This is a genomic window from Coleofasciculus sp. G3-WIS-01, assembly GCF_040223135.1.
GTDB lineage: Bacteria > Cyanobacteriota > Cyanobacteriia > Cyanobacteriales > Coleofasciculaceae > Coleofasciculus.
Genome location: NZ_JAVJZI010000253.1, coordinates 25,593 through 42,493, shown reverse-complemented (window position 1 = coordinate 42,493; position 16,901 = coordinate 25,593). Strand labels below are relative to the sequence as shown.

Annotated in this window: 13 protein-coding genes; 2 read left to right on the top strand and 11 right to left on the bottom strand. The window is 44.9% G+C overall.

Annotated elements, in window-relative coordinates; genetic code table 11:
* Positions 1-37 precede the first annotated feature (37 nt).
* The 4 genes from RIM23_RS26975 to RIM23_RS26960 form a co-directional block, all read right to left on the bottom strand.
* Complete coding sequence (locus tag RIM23_RS26975) at positions 38-1,774, bottom strand: hydrogenase maturation protein (RefSeq protein ID WP_446371032.1); 1,737 nt, start codon at positions 1,772-1,774, stop codon at positions 38-40.
* 126 nt (positions 1,775-1,900) lie between these two features.
* On the bottom strand, positions 1,901-4,519 hold the full coding sequence (locus RIM23_RS26970) for an MHYT domain-containing protein (RefSeq protein WP_446371030.1): 2,619 nt from the start codon (positions 4,517-4,519) through the stop codon (positions 1,901-1,903).
* A 612-nt stretch (positions 4,520-5,131) separates the two neighbouring features.
* Complete coding sequence (locus RIM23_RS26965) at positions 5,132-5,563, bottom strand: FHA domain-containing protein (protein ID WP_446359103.1); 432 nt, start codon at positions 5,561-5,563, stop codon at positions 5,132-5,134.
* 66 nt (positions 5,564-5,629) lie between these two features.
* Positions 5,630-6,736: an ATP-binding protein gene (locus RIM23_RS26960; RefSeq protein ID WP_446371028.1), complete on the bottom strand. Its 1,107-nt coding sequence runs from the start codon at positions 6,734-6,736 to the stop codon at positions 5,630-5,632.
* A 152-nt stretch (positions 6,737-6,888) separates the two neighbouring features.
* Here RIM23_RS26960 and RIM23_RS26955 point away from each other — a divergent pair, with 152 nt between their 5' ends.
* On the top strand, positions 6,889-7,887 hold the full coding sequence (locus RIM23_RS26955) for an Rpn family recombination-promoting nuclease/putative transposase (protein ID WP_446371054.1): 999 nt from the start codon (positions 6,889-6,891) through the stop codon (positions 7,885-7,887).
* A gap of 19 nt (positions 7,888-7,906) precedes the next feature.
* Here RIM23_RS26955 and RIM23_RS26950 read toward each other — a convergent pair whose 3' ends face one another.
* From RIM23_RS26950 to RIM23_RS26925, 6 genes are all read right to left on the bottom strand, one after another.
* On the bottom strand, positions 7,907-9,442 hold the full coding sequence (locus tag RIM23_RS26950; RefSeq protein WP_446371026.1) for a DUF5691 domain-containing protein: 1,536 nt from the start codon (positions 9,440-9,442) through the stop codon (positions 7,907-7,909).
* Positions 9,443-9,663: 221 nt separating this feature from the next.
* Complete coding sequence (locus RIM23_RS26945) at positions 9,664-10,182, bottom strand: hypothetical protein (RefSeq protein WP_446371024.1); 519 nt, start codon at positions 10,180-10,182, stop codon at positions 9,664-9,666.
* Positions 10,160-11,044 carry a DUF7226 domain-containing protein gene (locus tag RIM23_RS26940; RefSeq protein WP_446371022.1) on the bottom strand — a complete coding sequence of 295 codons (885 nt, stop codon included), beginning with the start codon at positions 11,042-11,044 and terminating at the stop codon, positions 10,160-10,162. Before RIM23_RS26940 ends, RIM23_RS26945 begins: the two co-directional genes overlap by 23 nt.
* A gap of 3 nt (positions 11,045-11,047) precedes the next feature.
* Positions 11,048-11,455, bottom strand: coding sequence for a hypothetical protein (locus tag RIM23_RS26935; RefSeq protein ID WP_446371020.1), 408 nt, complete (start codon positions 11,453-11,455; stop codon positions 11,048-11,050).
* A 220-nt stretch (positions 11,456-11,675) separates the two neighbouring features.
* On the bottom strand, positions 11,676-12,974 hold the full coding sequence (locus RIM23_RS26930) for an SWIM zinc finger family protein (RefSeq protein ID WP_446371018.1): 1,299 nt from the start codon (positions 12,972-12,974) through the stop codon (positions 11,676-11,678).
* Between the two features lie 340 nt (positions 12,975-13,314).
* Positions 13,315-14,529, bottom strand: coding sequence for a 2,3-bisphosphoglycerate-independent phosphoglycerate mutase (locus RIM23_RS26925; protein ID WP_446371016.1), 1,215 nt, complete (start codon positions 14,527-14,529; stop codon positions 13,315-13,317).
* A 581-nt stretch (positions 14,530-15,110) separates the two neighbouring features.
* Between RIM23_RS26925 and RIM23_RS26920 the strand changes: the two genes are divergently transcribed.
* Positions 15,111-15,719 (top strand): hypothetical protein, encoded by a 609-nt coding sequence (locus tag RIM23_RS26920; protein WP_446371014.1) that lies wholly within the window; start codon positions 15,111-15,113, stop codon positions 15,717-15,719.
* Positions 15,720-15,979: 260 nt separating this feature from the next.
* On the opposite strand, the gene RIM23_RS26915 is transcribed toward RIM23_RS26920, so the two are convergent.
* Entirely contained in the window at positions 15,980-16,837 is an 858-nt protein-coding gene (locus tag RIM23_RS26915; RefSeq protein ID WP_446371012.1) for a hypothetical protein, read from the bottom strand.
* Between the last annotated feature and the right edge of the window lie 64 nt (positions 16,838-16,901).

The following is a 16,901-nucleotide window of genomic DNA, read 5'->3' as shown; positions in this document are numbered from 1 at the left end:
CTCTACAGGGTTTTAGGGTTGTGCAGCCCGCCCTATTTCAGGGAAAAGAAATCAATGAACATACCTTTTCCGAATGGGGCACCTGACGATGAATCGCTAAATGACGCGGTGTCTGGGACGCCGTAATTTTATAGACAAAATTATACCGTTGTTGATGATAATCTTGATCAGGCTCATAGAAATTGCGTCTCATTTGAGCTAACTCTTCATTTCGATAAGCCTCTAAGGGTTTAAACCGCTCATCCCGTTGCCGTTGTTCATGCTTCAGGGCTAACTGTTTCCCATAAGCGGGATGGTGAGCAATTTCTTCAGCCACCCACTGAATCTGCTGGCGAAAACTATTAGGTTGCTCCGCAAACGCCTCATCAATCAGTCCAATTTCTTCGGCGACTTGAGTCCCCATCGGCAGACAAATATCCGTCAACTCTTGCGCTTTTTGAGAACCCACCCGCTTGGGGAGAGAATAAGTCCAATACTCTGAACCATATAATCCCATCCGCTTATAATGGGGATTAAAAACAATCCCCCGACGCGCATAAACCCGATCAGCAGCTAACGCCAACATCACACCCCCAGCCGCCGCATTTCCCTGTAACGCCGCCATCACCAGATGACTATCTGTTGTCAGAATGGCATGAATTAAATCATCCATAGCGTTAATATTGCGCCAAGACTCATCCGCCGGATTCTCAGCCGCTTCAATCACATTCAAATGAATCCCATTCGACCAAAAATCCTGTCCCCCCATCAAGACAATCACCTTAGTCTTCCGGCTACGGGCATAAATAAAGGCGTCGCGTAATCGCCGACATTGATCTGTACTCATCGCCCCATTGTAGAAGTCAAAATGCAGGTAACCCACCTGATTTTTTTCCTCATACCAGATTTCTTGATAAGTTTGGCGATTAGGGGAAACCTCCAACGGTACGTCGGATTCCGGTACTGTTTTTAACTGATCTGCCAATACCAACGCCGCTGGTAATTTTAAGGATAAGCGATTCGGGGTTTTCTGTTTCAGATGAGAAATCCAAACCGCCCCATCAACAGTGGCTCGACAAATCGCCCCGTGGCGTTGGGCAATAATCTCTCCTGGTGTTCCTGTTAAGGTATCTTCAGGATGAGCGCCATAGAGATAATACCGTTTACCATAAATCCGATCCAATAAACCCGGTTGACTATCGGCAGAGCGGATTTTCTGAACAATAGTAGATGTAGAGTCATAACTCCAATCAATGGCTCGGAATCGCTGTTTCATATAAGGACGTAAACACCCCTGCACATCCGGTTTATTATAATCAAGGGGTTCTGGAGTAAAAGTTCCCGATTCAAACCGTTCCACCGTTTGTAGAATCGCCTGAATTGCCGCTTGAGTCAGTTGGCTGCGATACAAACAACTTTTACTCACCGACTGCATGGGAAAAGTAACCGAAGCCCAGATATCCCCCGCATCCATTTCTTCATTTGCCTGTAACGCCGTGACACCCCAATACTCAACATTATTCATCATCGCCCAATCCAAAGCCGAAGGTCCGCGATCGCCCTTGATACCCGGATGGATAATAACACACACCTGACGCCGCCAAATTGTTTCCGGAATCACCTGCTTGAGCATCGGGGCGATAATTAAATCCGGCTGATAAAGTTCCACGGCTTCAATCATCACCTCCTGGTTTAAGCCTAATTCAATGGAAACCTGATCACCTCGATACGCCAACTCCAAATGAGTGCGCTGGGTTAGACTGTTATATGCAGTCGCTAAAAGTAATATTTTCATAGATACAACCTCTTAATTATGCCCGAATCATGTCGTGATCATTCACAAATTTACAATGGATAATGAACACCTGTCAATTATCAATTATTAATTATCCATTGATCAATGACAAATCCCCAATCCCGATTAAACTTCACAGGTTTCACGTACCCGTTTCGGGGATACTGAATAGACAGGTTTTCGGATGGGAGTTTGAGAAATGGGAATATCGACCCAAAACTCCGTCCCTTCTCCAGGTTGAGAGAAACAAGTTAATGTACCCTGATGTTTGTCCACGACAATTTGATAACTAATCGACAAACCCAAACCCGTCCCTTGACCGACGGGTTTAGTAGTGAAAAACGGGTCAAATAAATGAGCTTTTACCTCCTCCGTGATCCCCTCACCCGTATCTTGAATCCGAATCCGTACCTGATCCGTCTCCTCTAGAACCTCTGTAGCAATCGTGATTTGTAACGGCGGGGGTTGATTATCCAGGGCATCAATGGCATTATCGAGGAGATTCATAAACACCTGATTTAATTGCCCCCCATAACACTCAACTTGGGGGAGTTGACCATAATGCTTGATAATTTCAATGGGAGGATGATGTTCCTTTCTTTTGAGCCGATTACTCAAGATCAGTAAAGTATTCTCAATTCCTTCATGGATATCAATCGGCTTCACATCCGCCTCATCCAAGCGGCAGAAATTCCGCAAGGATTTGACCAAATCCCGAATCCGCACCGCCCCTATTTTCAGAGAGCCTAAGAGTTTAGGAAAATCTTCCACCACAAAGTCCAGATTCATTGCCTCAGCTTGTTCCTGAATGGTAGCCGGGGGTTCAGGATAGTGCTGCTGATAGAGTTTTAATAGGCGCAGTAAGTCTTGAGCATATTGATGAGCGGGTTTAATATTTCCATAGATAAACGAAACCGGATTATTCAGTTCATGAGTAATCCCGGCAATCATTTGACCCAAGCCGGACATCTTTTCACTTTGGATCAGTTGCGCCTGAGTTTGTTGTAACTTCTGCAACGTTTGCTGCAACTTCTCCGCCTGCGCTGTCGCCCTCGCCGCCGTGGTATGGGCAGAGGTATACAATTGAGCATGGTCAATCGCGATCGCGAGTTGATCGACAACAGCGCTGAGGAGTTCGACTTCACTAGAACTCCAAGCACGGGGCGAACGGCAATCGGTACAGACTAAGGCACCGATTTGACCCGAATTGGTTTTTAGGGGTAAGATAAGCTGAGCTGTAACCTCAGCACGAGTCAGGAGTTGGCGCTGAGTGGCATTTAGGTCAGGGTCTTGGGTGACATCATTAATCTGAATCATCTCTAAATCCTGAATTGATTGGATCAGAGAGATAACCTCCGGATTAGAGTGATACCCTAGCTGACAAGATAAACCCGATTTCCGCGCCTCGTGAGTAATGGCAATACTGGGTTTTCCATCCTCTTGAACCCGCCAGAGGAATTGACACCTATCCAGGTTTAACAAACTGCGGACAGAGAAAACAGCCGTATCGAGAATCGTATCCACATCCAAGGAATTGCGAATCTCTCGCGCCAGATAATTAAGTAATGCTTCCCGTTGGGCAAAGGAATGAGCTTGTTGTTCCGACTCACGCAATGCCTGAAGCGTCTGCTTCCCTGTGGTAATGTCGTGATAGGTAAGGACAATCCCCGCCACACTAGGCAGAAACAGCAGGTTATTGGCGATGACTTCAAACTCTCGCACCTCCCCAGCCATGTTTGGCAAACGCAATTCAACGGTTACATTTGTGTGGGGGGAATCAAGAGCCTGGCTTAACAGACCATCGGCGATGGGAATATCTTCATTGAAGACAAATCCCCAGAGGGTTTTACCCAGCCAATCCTCAGGGTTATAGCCCAACACCCGATCCAATGATGGGCTAGTATAGAGAATCATCCCCTCGGCTGTCACCACGGCGATGAAATCCGAGGAATTTTGCACCAACGCCCGAAACCGTTCCTCACTGTGGCGCAAGATTTCTGCTTTTGCCCTCTCCACATTCAGGCGTTGATCAAATAAGGAGGTAATTAGGGGTATGGCTAAGATAAACAAAGTCGCCAGGGCGATAAACCGAGCCAGCCACAAATCGTTAATGGCGGGGGATGAAGGCACAACCCCTAAATCCGTCCCTTGGAAGCGAACCGCCGCCATCCCAATATAGTGCATCCCCGCGATCGCCAAACCCATCACGATAGCACTCGCCAGCTTCAGCAACATTCCCGAATCAGCCCGGATATACCGCAGTTGGAAGGCTAGCCATAGAGCAATCAAAGAAGCCGCGATCGCAACAACAATCGAAACCGCCACCAGTGTCAGATTATAACTAGCAACCGCCTCTAATTCCATTGCCATCATACCTGTATAGTGCATCGCGGCAATAGCCAATCCCATAACCATACTGCCCAACAACAGTTGCAACCACCCCATCTGAGGACGAGAAGCCAGCCACAACGCCACTCCAGAACCCAGAATTCCCACCACCATCGACACCCAAACACTGGAGAGGTCATAAGATATAGGAATAGGCAAGTTATACGCCAGCATACCGATAAAGTGCATCGACCAGATACCAATCCCCATCGCCACTGCACCCCCAGCCAACCAAAACTGGCGAGTTCGCCCTGTCGCCATCGTGACACGCCCCACCAGATCCAGTGCGGTGTAGGAAGCAATAATGGCAATTACCATGGAAAGGAGAACTAGGTTGAAGTTATAGGTAGCGCTCATAGTTGTATCCCTGTGAGTTATATTAATTTTTACCGTCCCTGCATTTATGCCTCAGCAGCGGGAGCCACGACAGGCTAGCGACTTGAGAGCACGCCTACAACCTCACTTTGACCCCCAAAATCTGTCCTAATCCTAGCTGTCTGCTTGATTTGTTTCGATACCAATAAGTTTAGAAAGTATGGAGATAGCTATCCCGTAAAATTGACTATACCTAAATGTAAGAAAAATAACCGTTTCTTGGCATGACTCTTAAGATTTAGATCAGACTGTATCTTAAGTCGTAAATTGACACTCCCCCGCGTTTTAACCGGGGGATTCTTCCGTCACAGGGAGGCAGAAAAATTGTAGGTTGGGTAGAGCGCCAGCGTTACCCAACAAACCTAGTAAAACGTTGGGTTTCGTTACCTCAACCCAACCTACCTGCTACCTGCTTATCCTCATTCGTCTTATGTTATGTTATGTAAGGGTTTGAGAACTATTTACAGAAGTTAATAGAGTGGGGTTGATTTCCACCAACCTACTTAAGGACGAATAGTACACTCCTTAAGGATGGTGGGCATTGCCCACCAGTCAGATATATCTGACATACGCAAGACATAAGACATAAGAGAGTTAACCATCAACCGGCTCCCGACGCACTCTATAGTAAACCGCCTTCACCTGGGGTCCAAAGACAATCTCCTCTTCATTTTGCAGATCATAGCTTTGCCGCTTTTGACCGTTAATCAACAAGCCATTAGAACTTAACTTTCCTTTAAGATTGCCATCAACAATGCGATAGGCATCATGACCATCCTCACCCTGTACTCGCATTAACGTGGCGTGGTGGCGCGAGACAAACTGTGAGAACAGACGAATATCACAATCATGGTCTCTGCCAATAGAATAGAGTTCACCATCTAAAACAAACCGATGTCGTCCTCGATCATCTTGAACAATGAGAACATGTCCCTCAGGTAAATCGGACGTATCTGAACTCACCGCGTCGGTAGATGACTGAGCCGATGAGGGTGGAGAGTCTGGAGAAGGTTCTATGGGCAACATCTCACTTATGCTCAAGCACTACATGTAATGGTAGCGACAGGAATCGCTGACTGGAAAAACCTGACCCTAAGCTCCGAAATCTCGGCAAGCGCGATACAAGTCAGTCCAGCCTTTGCGTTCTTTGACCACCGTTTCAAGATACTCCTTCCACACCAGCTTATCTTGGATCGGATCTTTAACCACAGCACCCACCAGTCCAGAGGCAATATCCTCAGCGCTGAGATGTCCATCGCCAAAATGAGCAGCTAGGGCTAACCCACTATTCACCACCGAAATTGCCTCCGCTGTGCTCAGGGTACTACTGGGAGATTTTAGTTTAGTTTTACCATCTTCGCTGATACCACTACGCAATTCTCGGAAAATCGTCACCACCCGCCGGACTTCGGTTAAAGCGGGGGCTTGCACCGGGAGTTCTAAGGCACGTCCTAAGCTTTCTACCCGCTGTTGGACGATACTTACCTCCTCATCGATGGTTTTGGGCAGAGGAAGGACAACAGTATTAAAGCGGCGTTTGAGGGCGCTAGAAAGGTCATTGACACCCTTATCGCGATTATTCGCTGTGGCGATAATATTAAAGCCTTTAATCCCTTGCACCTCATCCCCCAGTTCCGGAATCGGTAGCATCTTTTCTGAGAGAATCGTAATCAGCGTATCTTGGACATCAGCCGGAATCCGAGTTAACTCTTCCACCCGGGCAATTTTACCCTCTGCCATCGCCACCATCAGCGGACTACGCACTAAAGCATCCATCGAGGGACCTTGGGCGAGTAAGTGGGCATAGTTCCAACCATAGCGAATGGATTCTTCACTGGTGCCGGCGGTGCCTTGAATCAGTAAGGTTGAGTCACCAGAAATAGCAGCGGCTAAATGTTCTGATACCCAAGACTTAGCGGTTCCCGGAACCCCCATCAGCAGTAAGGCTCGGTCGGTGGTTAGGGTAGCGACAGCTATTTCTATGAGTCTGCGATCGCCGATATACTTAGGCGATACCACAAACCCGTTCTCTAGTGTACCTCCCAATAGGTATAAGGTGACAGCCCAAGGGGATAAATTCCAGTTTGGGGGGCGCTGGCGTTGATCCGCTTTTGCCAGTTCCGCCAATTCTTCGGCAAACTCTTGTTCGGCATGTTCACGCAATAAAAAGTTTTGATTGTTTAGCTTTGAACGATTCACAGTTGTTTGTCCTGAAAAAGGCTCTTCCGTACCTGCTATACTAAACTAACTTTCTCACCATTTATCTCAACTCGTTAGATTTAGTCCATTCTTGTAATCTTGTCAGGGGTGGAAAGCGATTTAGTTTAAGCGATGAATAAATTATGACTAAGATGAAATTTATTAGCCCCAAAATCGATTATGCCTTCAAAAAAATATTTGGTTCAGACCAAAGTGAAGACATTCTCATCAGCTTCTTAAATGCAATTGTCTACAATGGAGAAAGTGTCATTTCTAGTTTAACCATTGTCAACCCTTACAATCCCGGTCAAGTCGAAACCTTAAAAGATAGTTACTTGGATATCAGGGCTATTCTAAACAGTGGAGAAATTGTTCTCATTGAAATGCAGGTCGCCAGGGTAGCCGCTTTTCATAAGCGAGTGACCTACAATCTCTGCAAAGCTTATGCTAATCAGTTGGCATCAGGAGACTATTACCTGGAAATTACCCCTGTGATTGCGGTAACAATCACCGACTTTATTCTATTCAAAGAAAGCCATAAATGTATTCATCATTTTGTGTTCAAAGACAAAGAAAGCTCATCGGAATATCCTGAACATGAATTGCAGCTAATTTTTTTAGAATTACCGAGATTTGTGAAAAAATTACCAGAGTTACAGACATTGGCAGAGAAATGGATTTATTTTATGACCCAGGCTCAAGACTTAGAAGAAATTCCAGAAAGTTTGGCAGAAGTTACGGCAATAGAAAAAGCTTTAACCATAGCCAATCAAGCGAACCTGACACCAGCAGAAGCTGAGGAAGTCAGTCGTCGAGCCATGCAGTTGCGAGATGAGATAGGACGCATCAAATATGCTACCGAAGAAGCACGGGAGGAGGCGCTGGAAGAAGGTCGTCAAGCAGGTCGTCAAGCAGGTCGTCAAGAAGGTCGTCAAGAAGGTCGCCAAGAAGGTCGCCAAGAAGGTCGCATTACAGAAGCACGCGCTTTAGTCCTGCGTCTGCTGAATAAGCGGTTTCCAGACAAGACAGCGGAACTCAATAGCTTAGTAGAAGGTTTGTCTTTGTCAGCTTTAGAAGAGTTAAGCGATGCTATGTTTGAGTTGAATAATTGGGATGATTTATTAACTTTATTGGCAGATATAGACCAATAAACCAAGAAACCGTTGACGCTCAAATTTCTCTGCTCATTTCATAGCGCAAACTCAGAACTGCCACTACTTCATCAATCACTTCCGTCCAGTAGGAGGCTAAAGCCGACCCTTCCGGAACAATATTGCTGAAACGGGTCGAGAGTTCGGGGACAACATCAGGACTCATAAAATAGGCAAACTCTTTTAAAGCCGTAGACAGCGACCAATCGTAAGGATTATCAGTTGTAGCCAAATAGCGGCGTACACCGTCTAAAACAGTACCCGTCAGTTCGGTACTCCAAGGAGAGTGGCAATGAGTTAATAAAGTGAACGCCGGATGTTTGCTGTCAAATGGGACTTTTCTAGATTGAAATAAATTTAAGAAAAAGCTATCTCGTTGTTCAGGAGACAGGACATCGATTAACCCAGAAATTAATTGATTTGGCGGGATTAAATAGCCCTTAAACGTACTAGAAAACGGCAGTAAAACCTCTGCCCATTCCGGATTCTGTTGTCCCATCGCCGCCACTGCCCATCCTTCAACCAAAGAACTATCCCACTCACTCCGTTTTGCGGCTTGTATCCATTCAGCCGGGGATTCTTCCTGAAGTTCTGACCAAAGATAAAGGGGAGTCGCGGCGACAATTTGTAAAATCATCCAGGCTTTATTCCCTAATAACTGAGGCGGCTGTTTGCTATCAATACCATCTCTGGTTATCTCTTGTTCATTATAATCAGGGAGGATAAAATCTAGAAGCAAACGGTTGCGCCTGCGTCGAAATGTAATAGCGGATTGGATGCGTTGCTGCATCCGCTGACATAAAGCCGATTCCGGTAACTGCGCCAATAAATTAGCCGCTTGGCGTCGCACCTCTTGGCGGCGGTCATCCAGCGCAGTGTCTAAAAATGGCTCATCCTCTCGATTTAAGCCAATTTGCAGGGTTTCTAACAAGGCGATTCTGCCATCTGACGATTCTTGTTGCCACACAGCCACAAGTCGTTCCCGTGCCGAGGCGGGATGTTCACGCCGCAGATGGTGTAATAAGAGTTTGCGGGCGTCTAGACTTCCCCTTGTCCAAGTTTGTTCGATATCCTCATCTCCCACATAATGCCAATCTGGATTATGGGCGGCTAACCAACGTCCCCGCTGACCTAAAATGGGGAGAATCTCAGGGCGTAACTGAGGTGAGGTGCGTCCGAGTTCGAGTAACTCTGGCAAACAATAGTCGGGGACACGATATCCGGCTGTAGCGGCGGCGGTTAACCATTCAGGTAAGAGTTTTGCCCGTTCTTTTTGTAGCATCAATTTCAGATAGTGGGCGGCGCGGGGGCTACAGGGAGGTTTATCTTCAGGTGGACAAGGTTGGGGTAGGGGTTGATTATCGGTAATCGGGCGTTGTCCGGCGCGGTGATAGAGAGAAATTGCCCCAGCCGCGCTGAGTAATGTGGCTTCTGGGTCAGTAGGATTAAGTTGGGATAAAAGTTGACCGAGTTGATTTGTTGCTGGAGTAAGCGTGAGAGTTCGTCTCTCTGTGCCAACTAAGGCGGTGGTGATTACGTCTTGCCAGAGACTCATTGAGGCTTTACCGAAGATGGGATGGCTCTTTGGTACTTGTGGTGGAACCCCTAGTTTTTAGGTAATAGGGAACAGAAAAAGTCATATACCGCAAGCTTTTGACCCACTTCAATAACTTTTTATTATCACCATAATTCCCGAAGAGCCAATAAGGACACATTACCAACCCTTTTCAGAATAAGGGTTTCAGTTTTCATTCTTCCGAAAGTGACACAAGAGCGTTATTTTAAGTCTGGAATTTCTTGATCAAGCTGACTAACGCAATAAGCAATTCCTTTAACCTTGAATAAAGGAATTGGAATCCCCAAAGTTTTGTAGCCTAAATTCTGAACTTTTTTCTCTTTAGCTTCCCCACGATATTGCCAAACTAGGTTTCTCATCTTTCCAGGTTCAACTACAAAAACTTCCACTGAAGGAAGTAGAAATATCCAGTAATCAGCTTGTGATCGCCATCCCCAGCCCGGAATATCTTTATTATCTACCGAGACAGTTTCAAAAAATAGATTTCCTGTCCTAGAGGAAGCTAGATCAAATTTGTATTCAACACTAATTGTAGTTCCATCTAGACGCATAAATATTCTATCTATACAGTTATCCTGATATTTCTTAATACCAGAAACATCTAGAATTTTATACGCAGAACCAAACCATTTATCAAGTATCATTTCACCATGTTTACCTATAAATTCTTGGCTCTTAAAATCATACATTTTCTTCTCAGTCTGTATCGGCATTTTCATCTTTCTTCCCTTCACTATATAGCATTGGAATAGTCAGTTGTACACCACCTTTATGCAGACGAATAGGAATACCAGAGTATTTAGCAATCCATTTAATCCAATTTTTCAGGGTTTGAGAACGACGATTACTTGTATCAGCAGCCCGCAATATTTCTGGAAAAGCTAGTTTTTTAACAAGATCATCATTTAAGATCGGTTCATTATCCAGTTGACTCTCTTTTTCCGAAACGGCAGTAATAATTCGCCAGACAGGAGGATAATTCAACATTGCTTCAATGAGTAGTCTGAACTGTAAATCCTCATCGAACCCTTCGGCAATTAGTCTTCCTTTCTCAGTTAACTCTGGTGATAATTGCCTGCCTTGTCGTTTTCTGACAATCAACTTGAGTTGCTCTAAAGCATGTTGTGCATACTGTCCATGTCGCGAAATATATTCTTTCTTCTTTCCTGTATGCCCTAATGCGTAACCTAAATTATACGAATCGGTGATTCCCTGGTGAATTAACACTAGAGCCTTAACTATTTTCTTGGGCTGATCATACTGAGGTATAGATTCTACAACATTTTTATCATCCCAATCATCCGTAATTTTAAATCTTGTTTTGAACAAGTCTGCTTGTTTTATTTTTACATCAATTATCAATACTTCACCTTTGACAAAATCAGGTCGATAAAACAAACTACAAGTTATACCCGGAATTTTATTAGTGTTTATGTCGTAGAAATCTGTCTTAGTAAATTGACCATCCCTTTCTAAAACCTTTAGGAATTGATTCAGCTCTTGGCATACTTCAGAAGGAAAATATTTCTGTGGATTATTTAATTTTTCTTGCAGCTTTGGATCGGCGCATATCTTGAACATTAATTATTTCTCCTCAAGTAAATTTTCTACTTCAATAAGACCATTATCTATGGCAAGAATTTTGTGAGCAACTTCTGAAACTGGGATTGGAAGATAATTTGTGAGACGAGGACTAACAAAGGCAACAGCTCGGCGTGTATGATAGGTTACATAAATGCAATCAACGTCAACCTGTAAACGCTCCCAACATTCCGTCATATTTAGCCGGAAACCTGATAAAGATATTTCCTCAGTCTTACCAATAGCACCATCTTTTTCAGCTTCTTCTAAATCCTTCAAAGGCACTAAAAACGCAACAACTTGACCGTAATAGGTAGCAGCAATTCTCTTCATACCTAGCTGAACCTGGCGCTTAAATTTTGGCAGGCTTTCTCTTAGGTCTGACAATGGGAGTTGCTTGAAAGAACTCACAGGCTTTCCTTATAGTGCAATAGTACTAAAGTACTATATTGTTTTAACCCAATTATGACTTATTAGGCAATATAGCGCTAATTTACAAAATTGACAAGTTTTACAATTTTGTGCCATAAGGCTTTGTATACAAGGGTTTAAGGCTTGTAATTTGCGTTAACACCAGTAAATCTAACCAAATCTAGGGCTAAAGCCCTGACTACGAACCCGCTCTTATCCATCAAAACGCGATAAACTGATCTTGGGAAAAAGCACTTAAGGGAAAAAAGTCATCACCATTCCATTCGCCAAACACGGTAATGGGATGTCCCCCACTCAGGGCAAATAACTGCCAACCCTCTGTAAAGCTAGGGGTGAGGCTTAATACCTGATTAGCACCGTCGCGCAATGCCCAACCTTTGTTATATTTCTGGGGAATAACGCCTTGTAAACTTAGGGGAAATTGGTCTAACCAGGGTTGACAAGATAAAGCATTTGTGTATTGAGTTAGGGCAGTTGCGATCGCGCGTTCCCCCTCTATCTCTGTAAACGGTATGGCTGGGGCGTGACGGGTTTTGACAATTGCCCGCAACGGATAAGCACTGGTAAAGAATCCCAAATCGGCGTCGAGGAGAGTACCGGGGATGAGACTGGTATCTAGGGGTTGAGAATGATGGGCAAAGGTAAGGATGAGGGCGAATCGTTGCGTCTGTTGTCCTTGTAACCATATCCGTTGCGCTTTAAGGTTATCCTGGTCTTCGATGCACTGTCCTAAAATTAACCAGCGATCGCGGATAATCGAGGTAGCGGTTTCTTCTTTTTGCCCCCAACCAATCGCCGTGCGGATATCGGCTTGTCTGGGGGGGGGTAAACTTTCTAGGCGTTGGAATCCTTGGAGTAATAGATACAGGCGTCCCAACCGTTGCAAAAGGCGTTCTTGCCAACCCACCCCCGTATAAGGAATACCCGAAATCTCCTGTAACTGACGCGCCAATCCGGGGGCTTGAGCATCAATCATCCGGGCGGCGACCGTATCCCAAAAACTATAGTCTTTTTCCGGTAACTTGGCTAATCCCTGACGGACTAAATCGCGCAACCAACGGTCTAATTCTTGCACACCCCCTGTCACATTTTCCTCCCGTTTGGCGGCGCGTTTGGCTTGAGCAACGGGATCAGCAACGTTTTCTGATTTTTCTACCTTTTTAGCTTGTTTTTGACGGCGAGTGGTAATCCAATCGTTTACCCAGTCGGGGGATTGATTTGGGTTAAAACTATCGGGTTGATTGACGAAAAGTAATAAGAGTCCGAGTCCATGTTTGCAGGGAAATTTACGACTCGGACAACTGCATTTAAACGCCGTTTCGCCTAAATCGATTTGGGTTTGATAGGGTTGACTTCCACTTCCAAGGAATTCTCCCCACACCGCATCCTGATTCCGTCCCAATCCTTGCCATTTCGATAAGTGTGCCAAGCCTTGACCATTTTGGGCAGACTTAGCATCGGGGGCGAGTGCGAGGATTTGTTCCGGAGTCCAGGTCATTGTCCAAAGTCCAATACTGGGTTAGGAAGCACGTCAACGAGAGTAGGTTGAGCCCTTGGAACGAAACCCAACTCCCTTGGTTAACTTGAACATTTTATACAAACCTGACATCTAATAAATTTTGAATGGCATTGAGATTATCATCGGCTACATCAAATGTAATCAAAGTCCCCCTTTTGATCCCCCTCCCGTCCCCCTTAAAAAGGGGGAAGCCAAAGGATGCTTCGCTTTTGTTCCATGGGGGATTTAGGGGGATCTAAACTTTGCTCGCTAGTCATACAAAGTCTTAAGTTGACACGGATGACGGAGCGTGCGCCCCTACCTGTCCGATTTATGTTGGTTACGCCCCATACTTGCGTAACCGTCCCCCATGTGCCAACGCTAACCCCATCAACTGCACCCCAGGACGTAATCCTAACATCCCCCGCCCACAAGCATATTCATCAAATGTCGCCACGTCATCCACTTTGGCATATTTGCTATGAATCATGACTGGGACAGGATGCCAACTGTGTTGTCCCATTATCGCAGGTGTAGAATGATCTGCACTCACGACTAACACATCAGGATTGAGTCGAGTAACTAAAGGCAAAAGCTGATCGACTTCTTCAATGACCTTTACCTTACCCTCGAAGTTACTATCTTCTCCCTTACTATCGGAATGCTTAACATGGAGGAAATAGAAATTGTACTTTTCCCCATAAACCTTTTGCAGCGCCTGAAACCGTTGTTTCATTCCACCGGGACGCGGGACAACATCCATGCCGATTAAGCGACTCACTCCCCGATACATGGGATAATCAGCCACGCAAACACCATCAAGTTTAAAGCGATCGCGGATTGCCGGCAAGGGTTGATATTGCTCAAACCCACGCATTAAAATGCCATTGGCAGGATCTTCATCCGCTAAAACCTGCCGTACCTGATCAATAAACGATCGCACCAACTCGGCGGTATTCTTTGAGTCCTCTGATGCAGGCGTCGGTTCTTTAGCGGGAACGCCTGTGGTTTGCGGATCAGTATCCGCTAAATTTCCCCCTAATCCCTGACCCCTTAACACAAATACCGCCCGGTGTTCGCTGACGGTTTCAAAGAAGTAGTCCCCTTCAAAATCCAAGCTAACCTTGTCCCGAATCTTTTCACAGAGACGGCGATTCTTCTCGGTAGCAATTCGACCCGCTCGTCTATCGGTAACATTCTCCTCTTTATCAATCGTGGCAAAATTCACCCGCGCCGCGATATCATTTTCCTTGAGATCAAACTCTATTCCCAACGCTGATAAAACACCGCGACCTACATTATATTTCAGGGGATCATAACCAAATAAAGACAAATGACCCGGACCACTACCCGGTGTAATTCCCGGACCGACAATTTCTAATAGACCACAACTGGATTCTTTTGCCAATTCGTCTAAATTCGGCGTCTGGGCGACTTGTAATTCCGTCCCGCCTCGGTCTGGATCAGGCAATCCGCCCACCCCATCTAGAATTAAATAAACAATTTTGCCACCTTGTTGCCAAGCTAAGTCTTCCCAAACGGTGCTGATATCCATAATAAATAATACTGATTTCCCATTCAGCGTCCCTCACTGGCATTTTGAACTGAATGCAGTGAAACAGGCAATTTAACTTAAGGTATACTTTGCACGGTTATAATACGCCATTCTGAACGGAGCGGGGCGCAAACCATGACAAATACTCAGATTGTGACGGCTTGTTACAGAAACCTTTTTAAAGACTGCTGTCTTTACTATACCGACGCTCTTTGCTCTATCTACCTTTAGGTAGATATTATATTTTCTCTAGGTAGAAGTCAAACCAAGTAATCACCGCTAAGCTTTTTCTAGCTAAATCTAGGGAATCGTGCCATTTTCTGCCCAATTTGGTGGTTAAGGATACCCATAGATTTTAATAGCACGTTTTGACAGGATTTCTCTACTCAGAAGGTATAAGTATGAATAGTTTCGCTTTTAGACAAACTTGTTCGTTGCTCAGTACTATTGCGTTGATAATAGTGTCGAGTATACCGTCAGTTCGAGCAGAAACAGCGGAATCCTCTGCTCACCAGGGAATGGATTCGCCATATCCGTGGCAAAATGTTTCAACCAGTGCACAGAGTTTAAAAGGTTCCGCAGTGTCTCTCGATGAGAGGAGTTTACCCACCAATCATTCAGAACTCAACCGAACTCGCGATGCAGGAAATATACTCCCTGCAACTCCCCCACCCAACCTGGCTCAGCAAACCGTACCTCCACCGGATGCTCCAACCGAACCCCTAGACATTGATACAACAGAGATATCGCCGGGTAGAGCGACTCGTTCAGGTTCAAGCTATATCGGAATTGGCGGTAATATTGGACTGGGAGATGGTGATACGGCTCTGGGTGAAACAAGCTTCGCTATCTTCAGCAAAATTGGCTCAACCAGCAATGTATCGGTTCGTCCATCAGTCCTCATTGAAGATGAGCCCACGATTATGCTACCTGTAACACTTGACTTTACCCCTGGTGTCACCGACGTGACGGCGGACATCACCGAAGACGTGGGTGCTAGAGTCTCTCCTTATATCGGCGCTGGAATCGCTATCTCTACAGGAGATGACAGTTCAGTGGATTTCCTGGCTACGGGAGGTGTGGATGTACCTTTGGCGACTCAATTGACAGCAACGGCTTCCGTGAGCGCCTCGCTGTTTGATAACCCTGCTGTGGGACTGTTGCTGGGAGTCGGCTATAACTTTAGATAATCTTCAGGGGGAACAGGGAACGAGGAACTGTAGGTGTCTTTTCGCCTGTGCTGAAGAATAACAATGTAGGGGCGGGTTTCACAACTATCATTTCTTTTCTTACCCAGATGTAAATAAACCCGCCCTGACCGATTGTTTGGAGGTAGGTTTCACAACTATGATTTCTTTTCTCACCCGGATGTAAATAAACCCGCCCCCATCTTAATTATGAATGTTTAAAATTCCCTAAAAACCTTGTAGAGACGTTGCATGCAACGTCTCTACTCTTCTTCTGATTGACTTTTGTAATTAATGTAGTCTTCATGATAGTTTCTCTGTTCGAGTAACCTCTCCACTCCATCCATATTAATTGTTTTTAGCATATCTCTTGCAACTTGCATCCCTTTTTTTAACAGGATAACGCTCTTGCCAGTGCTTGAACGTTCTAGGAGTCCTTCTTTTTCTAACTGATCAATTATATCATAGTCAAATCTCTTGCTCTTGTAAAATATGACACCAAACCTGACACCGATAAAATTTTCTCTGCAAGGTTTTTCTTGGTAATTTTCCAGATAAGGATTGTATTCATCCCGACCCGACAGATATATAAGCATTAGATATAAAGGCTTCAAAACCTGGTAATGCTCTATAAAGTTTCTGTATTGTTGTAACTGTTTTTCATTTTCATGGACAAGATTACAAGCTCTACCGTAGGCTTCTTCTAAAGTCTTAGATAACTGAGGAGGTAGTTTAAAGCCTGAACTTTTCGTACATTCAGCAACAAACTTATTTCCATGTTCGTCTGTTTCGAGCATCTCGGAAACAACAATTGTCCAGTCCATTATATTTTTAGAGCAACGTTCTTCCTTGTGGGATAGTAATCTTTCCATTTCGGCTTTCTTTCTCGCTCTTTCTTCTGCCAAAGCTTGTTCCCTATCCACTTTCTCTCTAATTTTTCTTTGATCGTAGGCATCGTATGGAATATTTAGTTTTCTGTTAACCTCTATCCAAAATTGATCATTTTTCGCGTATATACCGTTTGCTGTTAACGAATCAACAAATTCTTGACCGCACAGTTGAATAGCATTCTTTTTTAATGGATTTAGATTGGTAAAAGCCTTAAAGTTTTTCTTTTCCATGTTCAGTTTCTCGATCATTTTCTTAAAGTTGACATCTTGCCCACCTAGGCGAGTTCCCAAAATA

Bases quoted from the DNA above. Each gene is read 5' to 3' on its own strand.
- RIM23_RS26975 (WP_446371032.1), bottom strand. From the start codon at position 1,774: ATGAAAATATTACTTTTAGCGACTGCATATAACAGTCTAACCCAGCGC.
- RIM23_RS26915 (WP_446371012.1), bottom strand. From the start codon at position 16,837: ATGGAAAAGAAAAACTTTAAGGCTTTTACCAATCTAAATCCATTAAAA.
- RIM23_RS26965 (WP_446359103.1), bottom strand. From the start codon at position 5,563: ATGTTGCCCATAGAACCTTCTCCAGACTCTCCACCCTCATCGGCTCAG.
- RIM23_RS26925 (WP_446371016.1), bottom strand. From the start codon at position 14,529: ATGGATATCAGCACCGTTTGGGAAGACTTAGCTTGGCAACAAGGTGGC.
- RIM23_RS26930 (WP_446371018.1), bottom strand. From the start codon at position 12,974: ATGACCTGGACTCCGGAACAAATCCTCGCACTCGCCCCCGATGCTAAG.
- RIM23_RS26970 (WP_446371030.1), bottom strand. From the start codon at position 4,519: ATGAGCGCTACCTATAACTTCAACCTAGTTCTCCTTTCCATGGTAATT.
- RIM23_RS26945 (WP_446371024.1), bottom strand. From the start codon at position 10,182: ATGAAAATGCCGATACAGACTGAGAAGAAAATGTATGATTTTAAGAGC.
- RIM23_RS26950 (WP_446371026.1), bottom strand. From the start codon at position 9,442: ATGAGTCTCTGGCAAGACGTAATCACCACCGCCTTAGTTGGCACAGAG.
- RIM23_RS26955 (WP_446371054.1), top strand. From the start codon at position 6,889: ATGAAATTTATTAGCCCCAAAATCGATTATGCCTTCAAAAAAATATTT.
- RIM23_RS26940 (WP_446371022.1), bottom strand. From the start codon at position 11,044: ATGTTCAAGATATGCGCCGATCCAAAGCTGCAAGAAAAATTAAATAAT.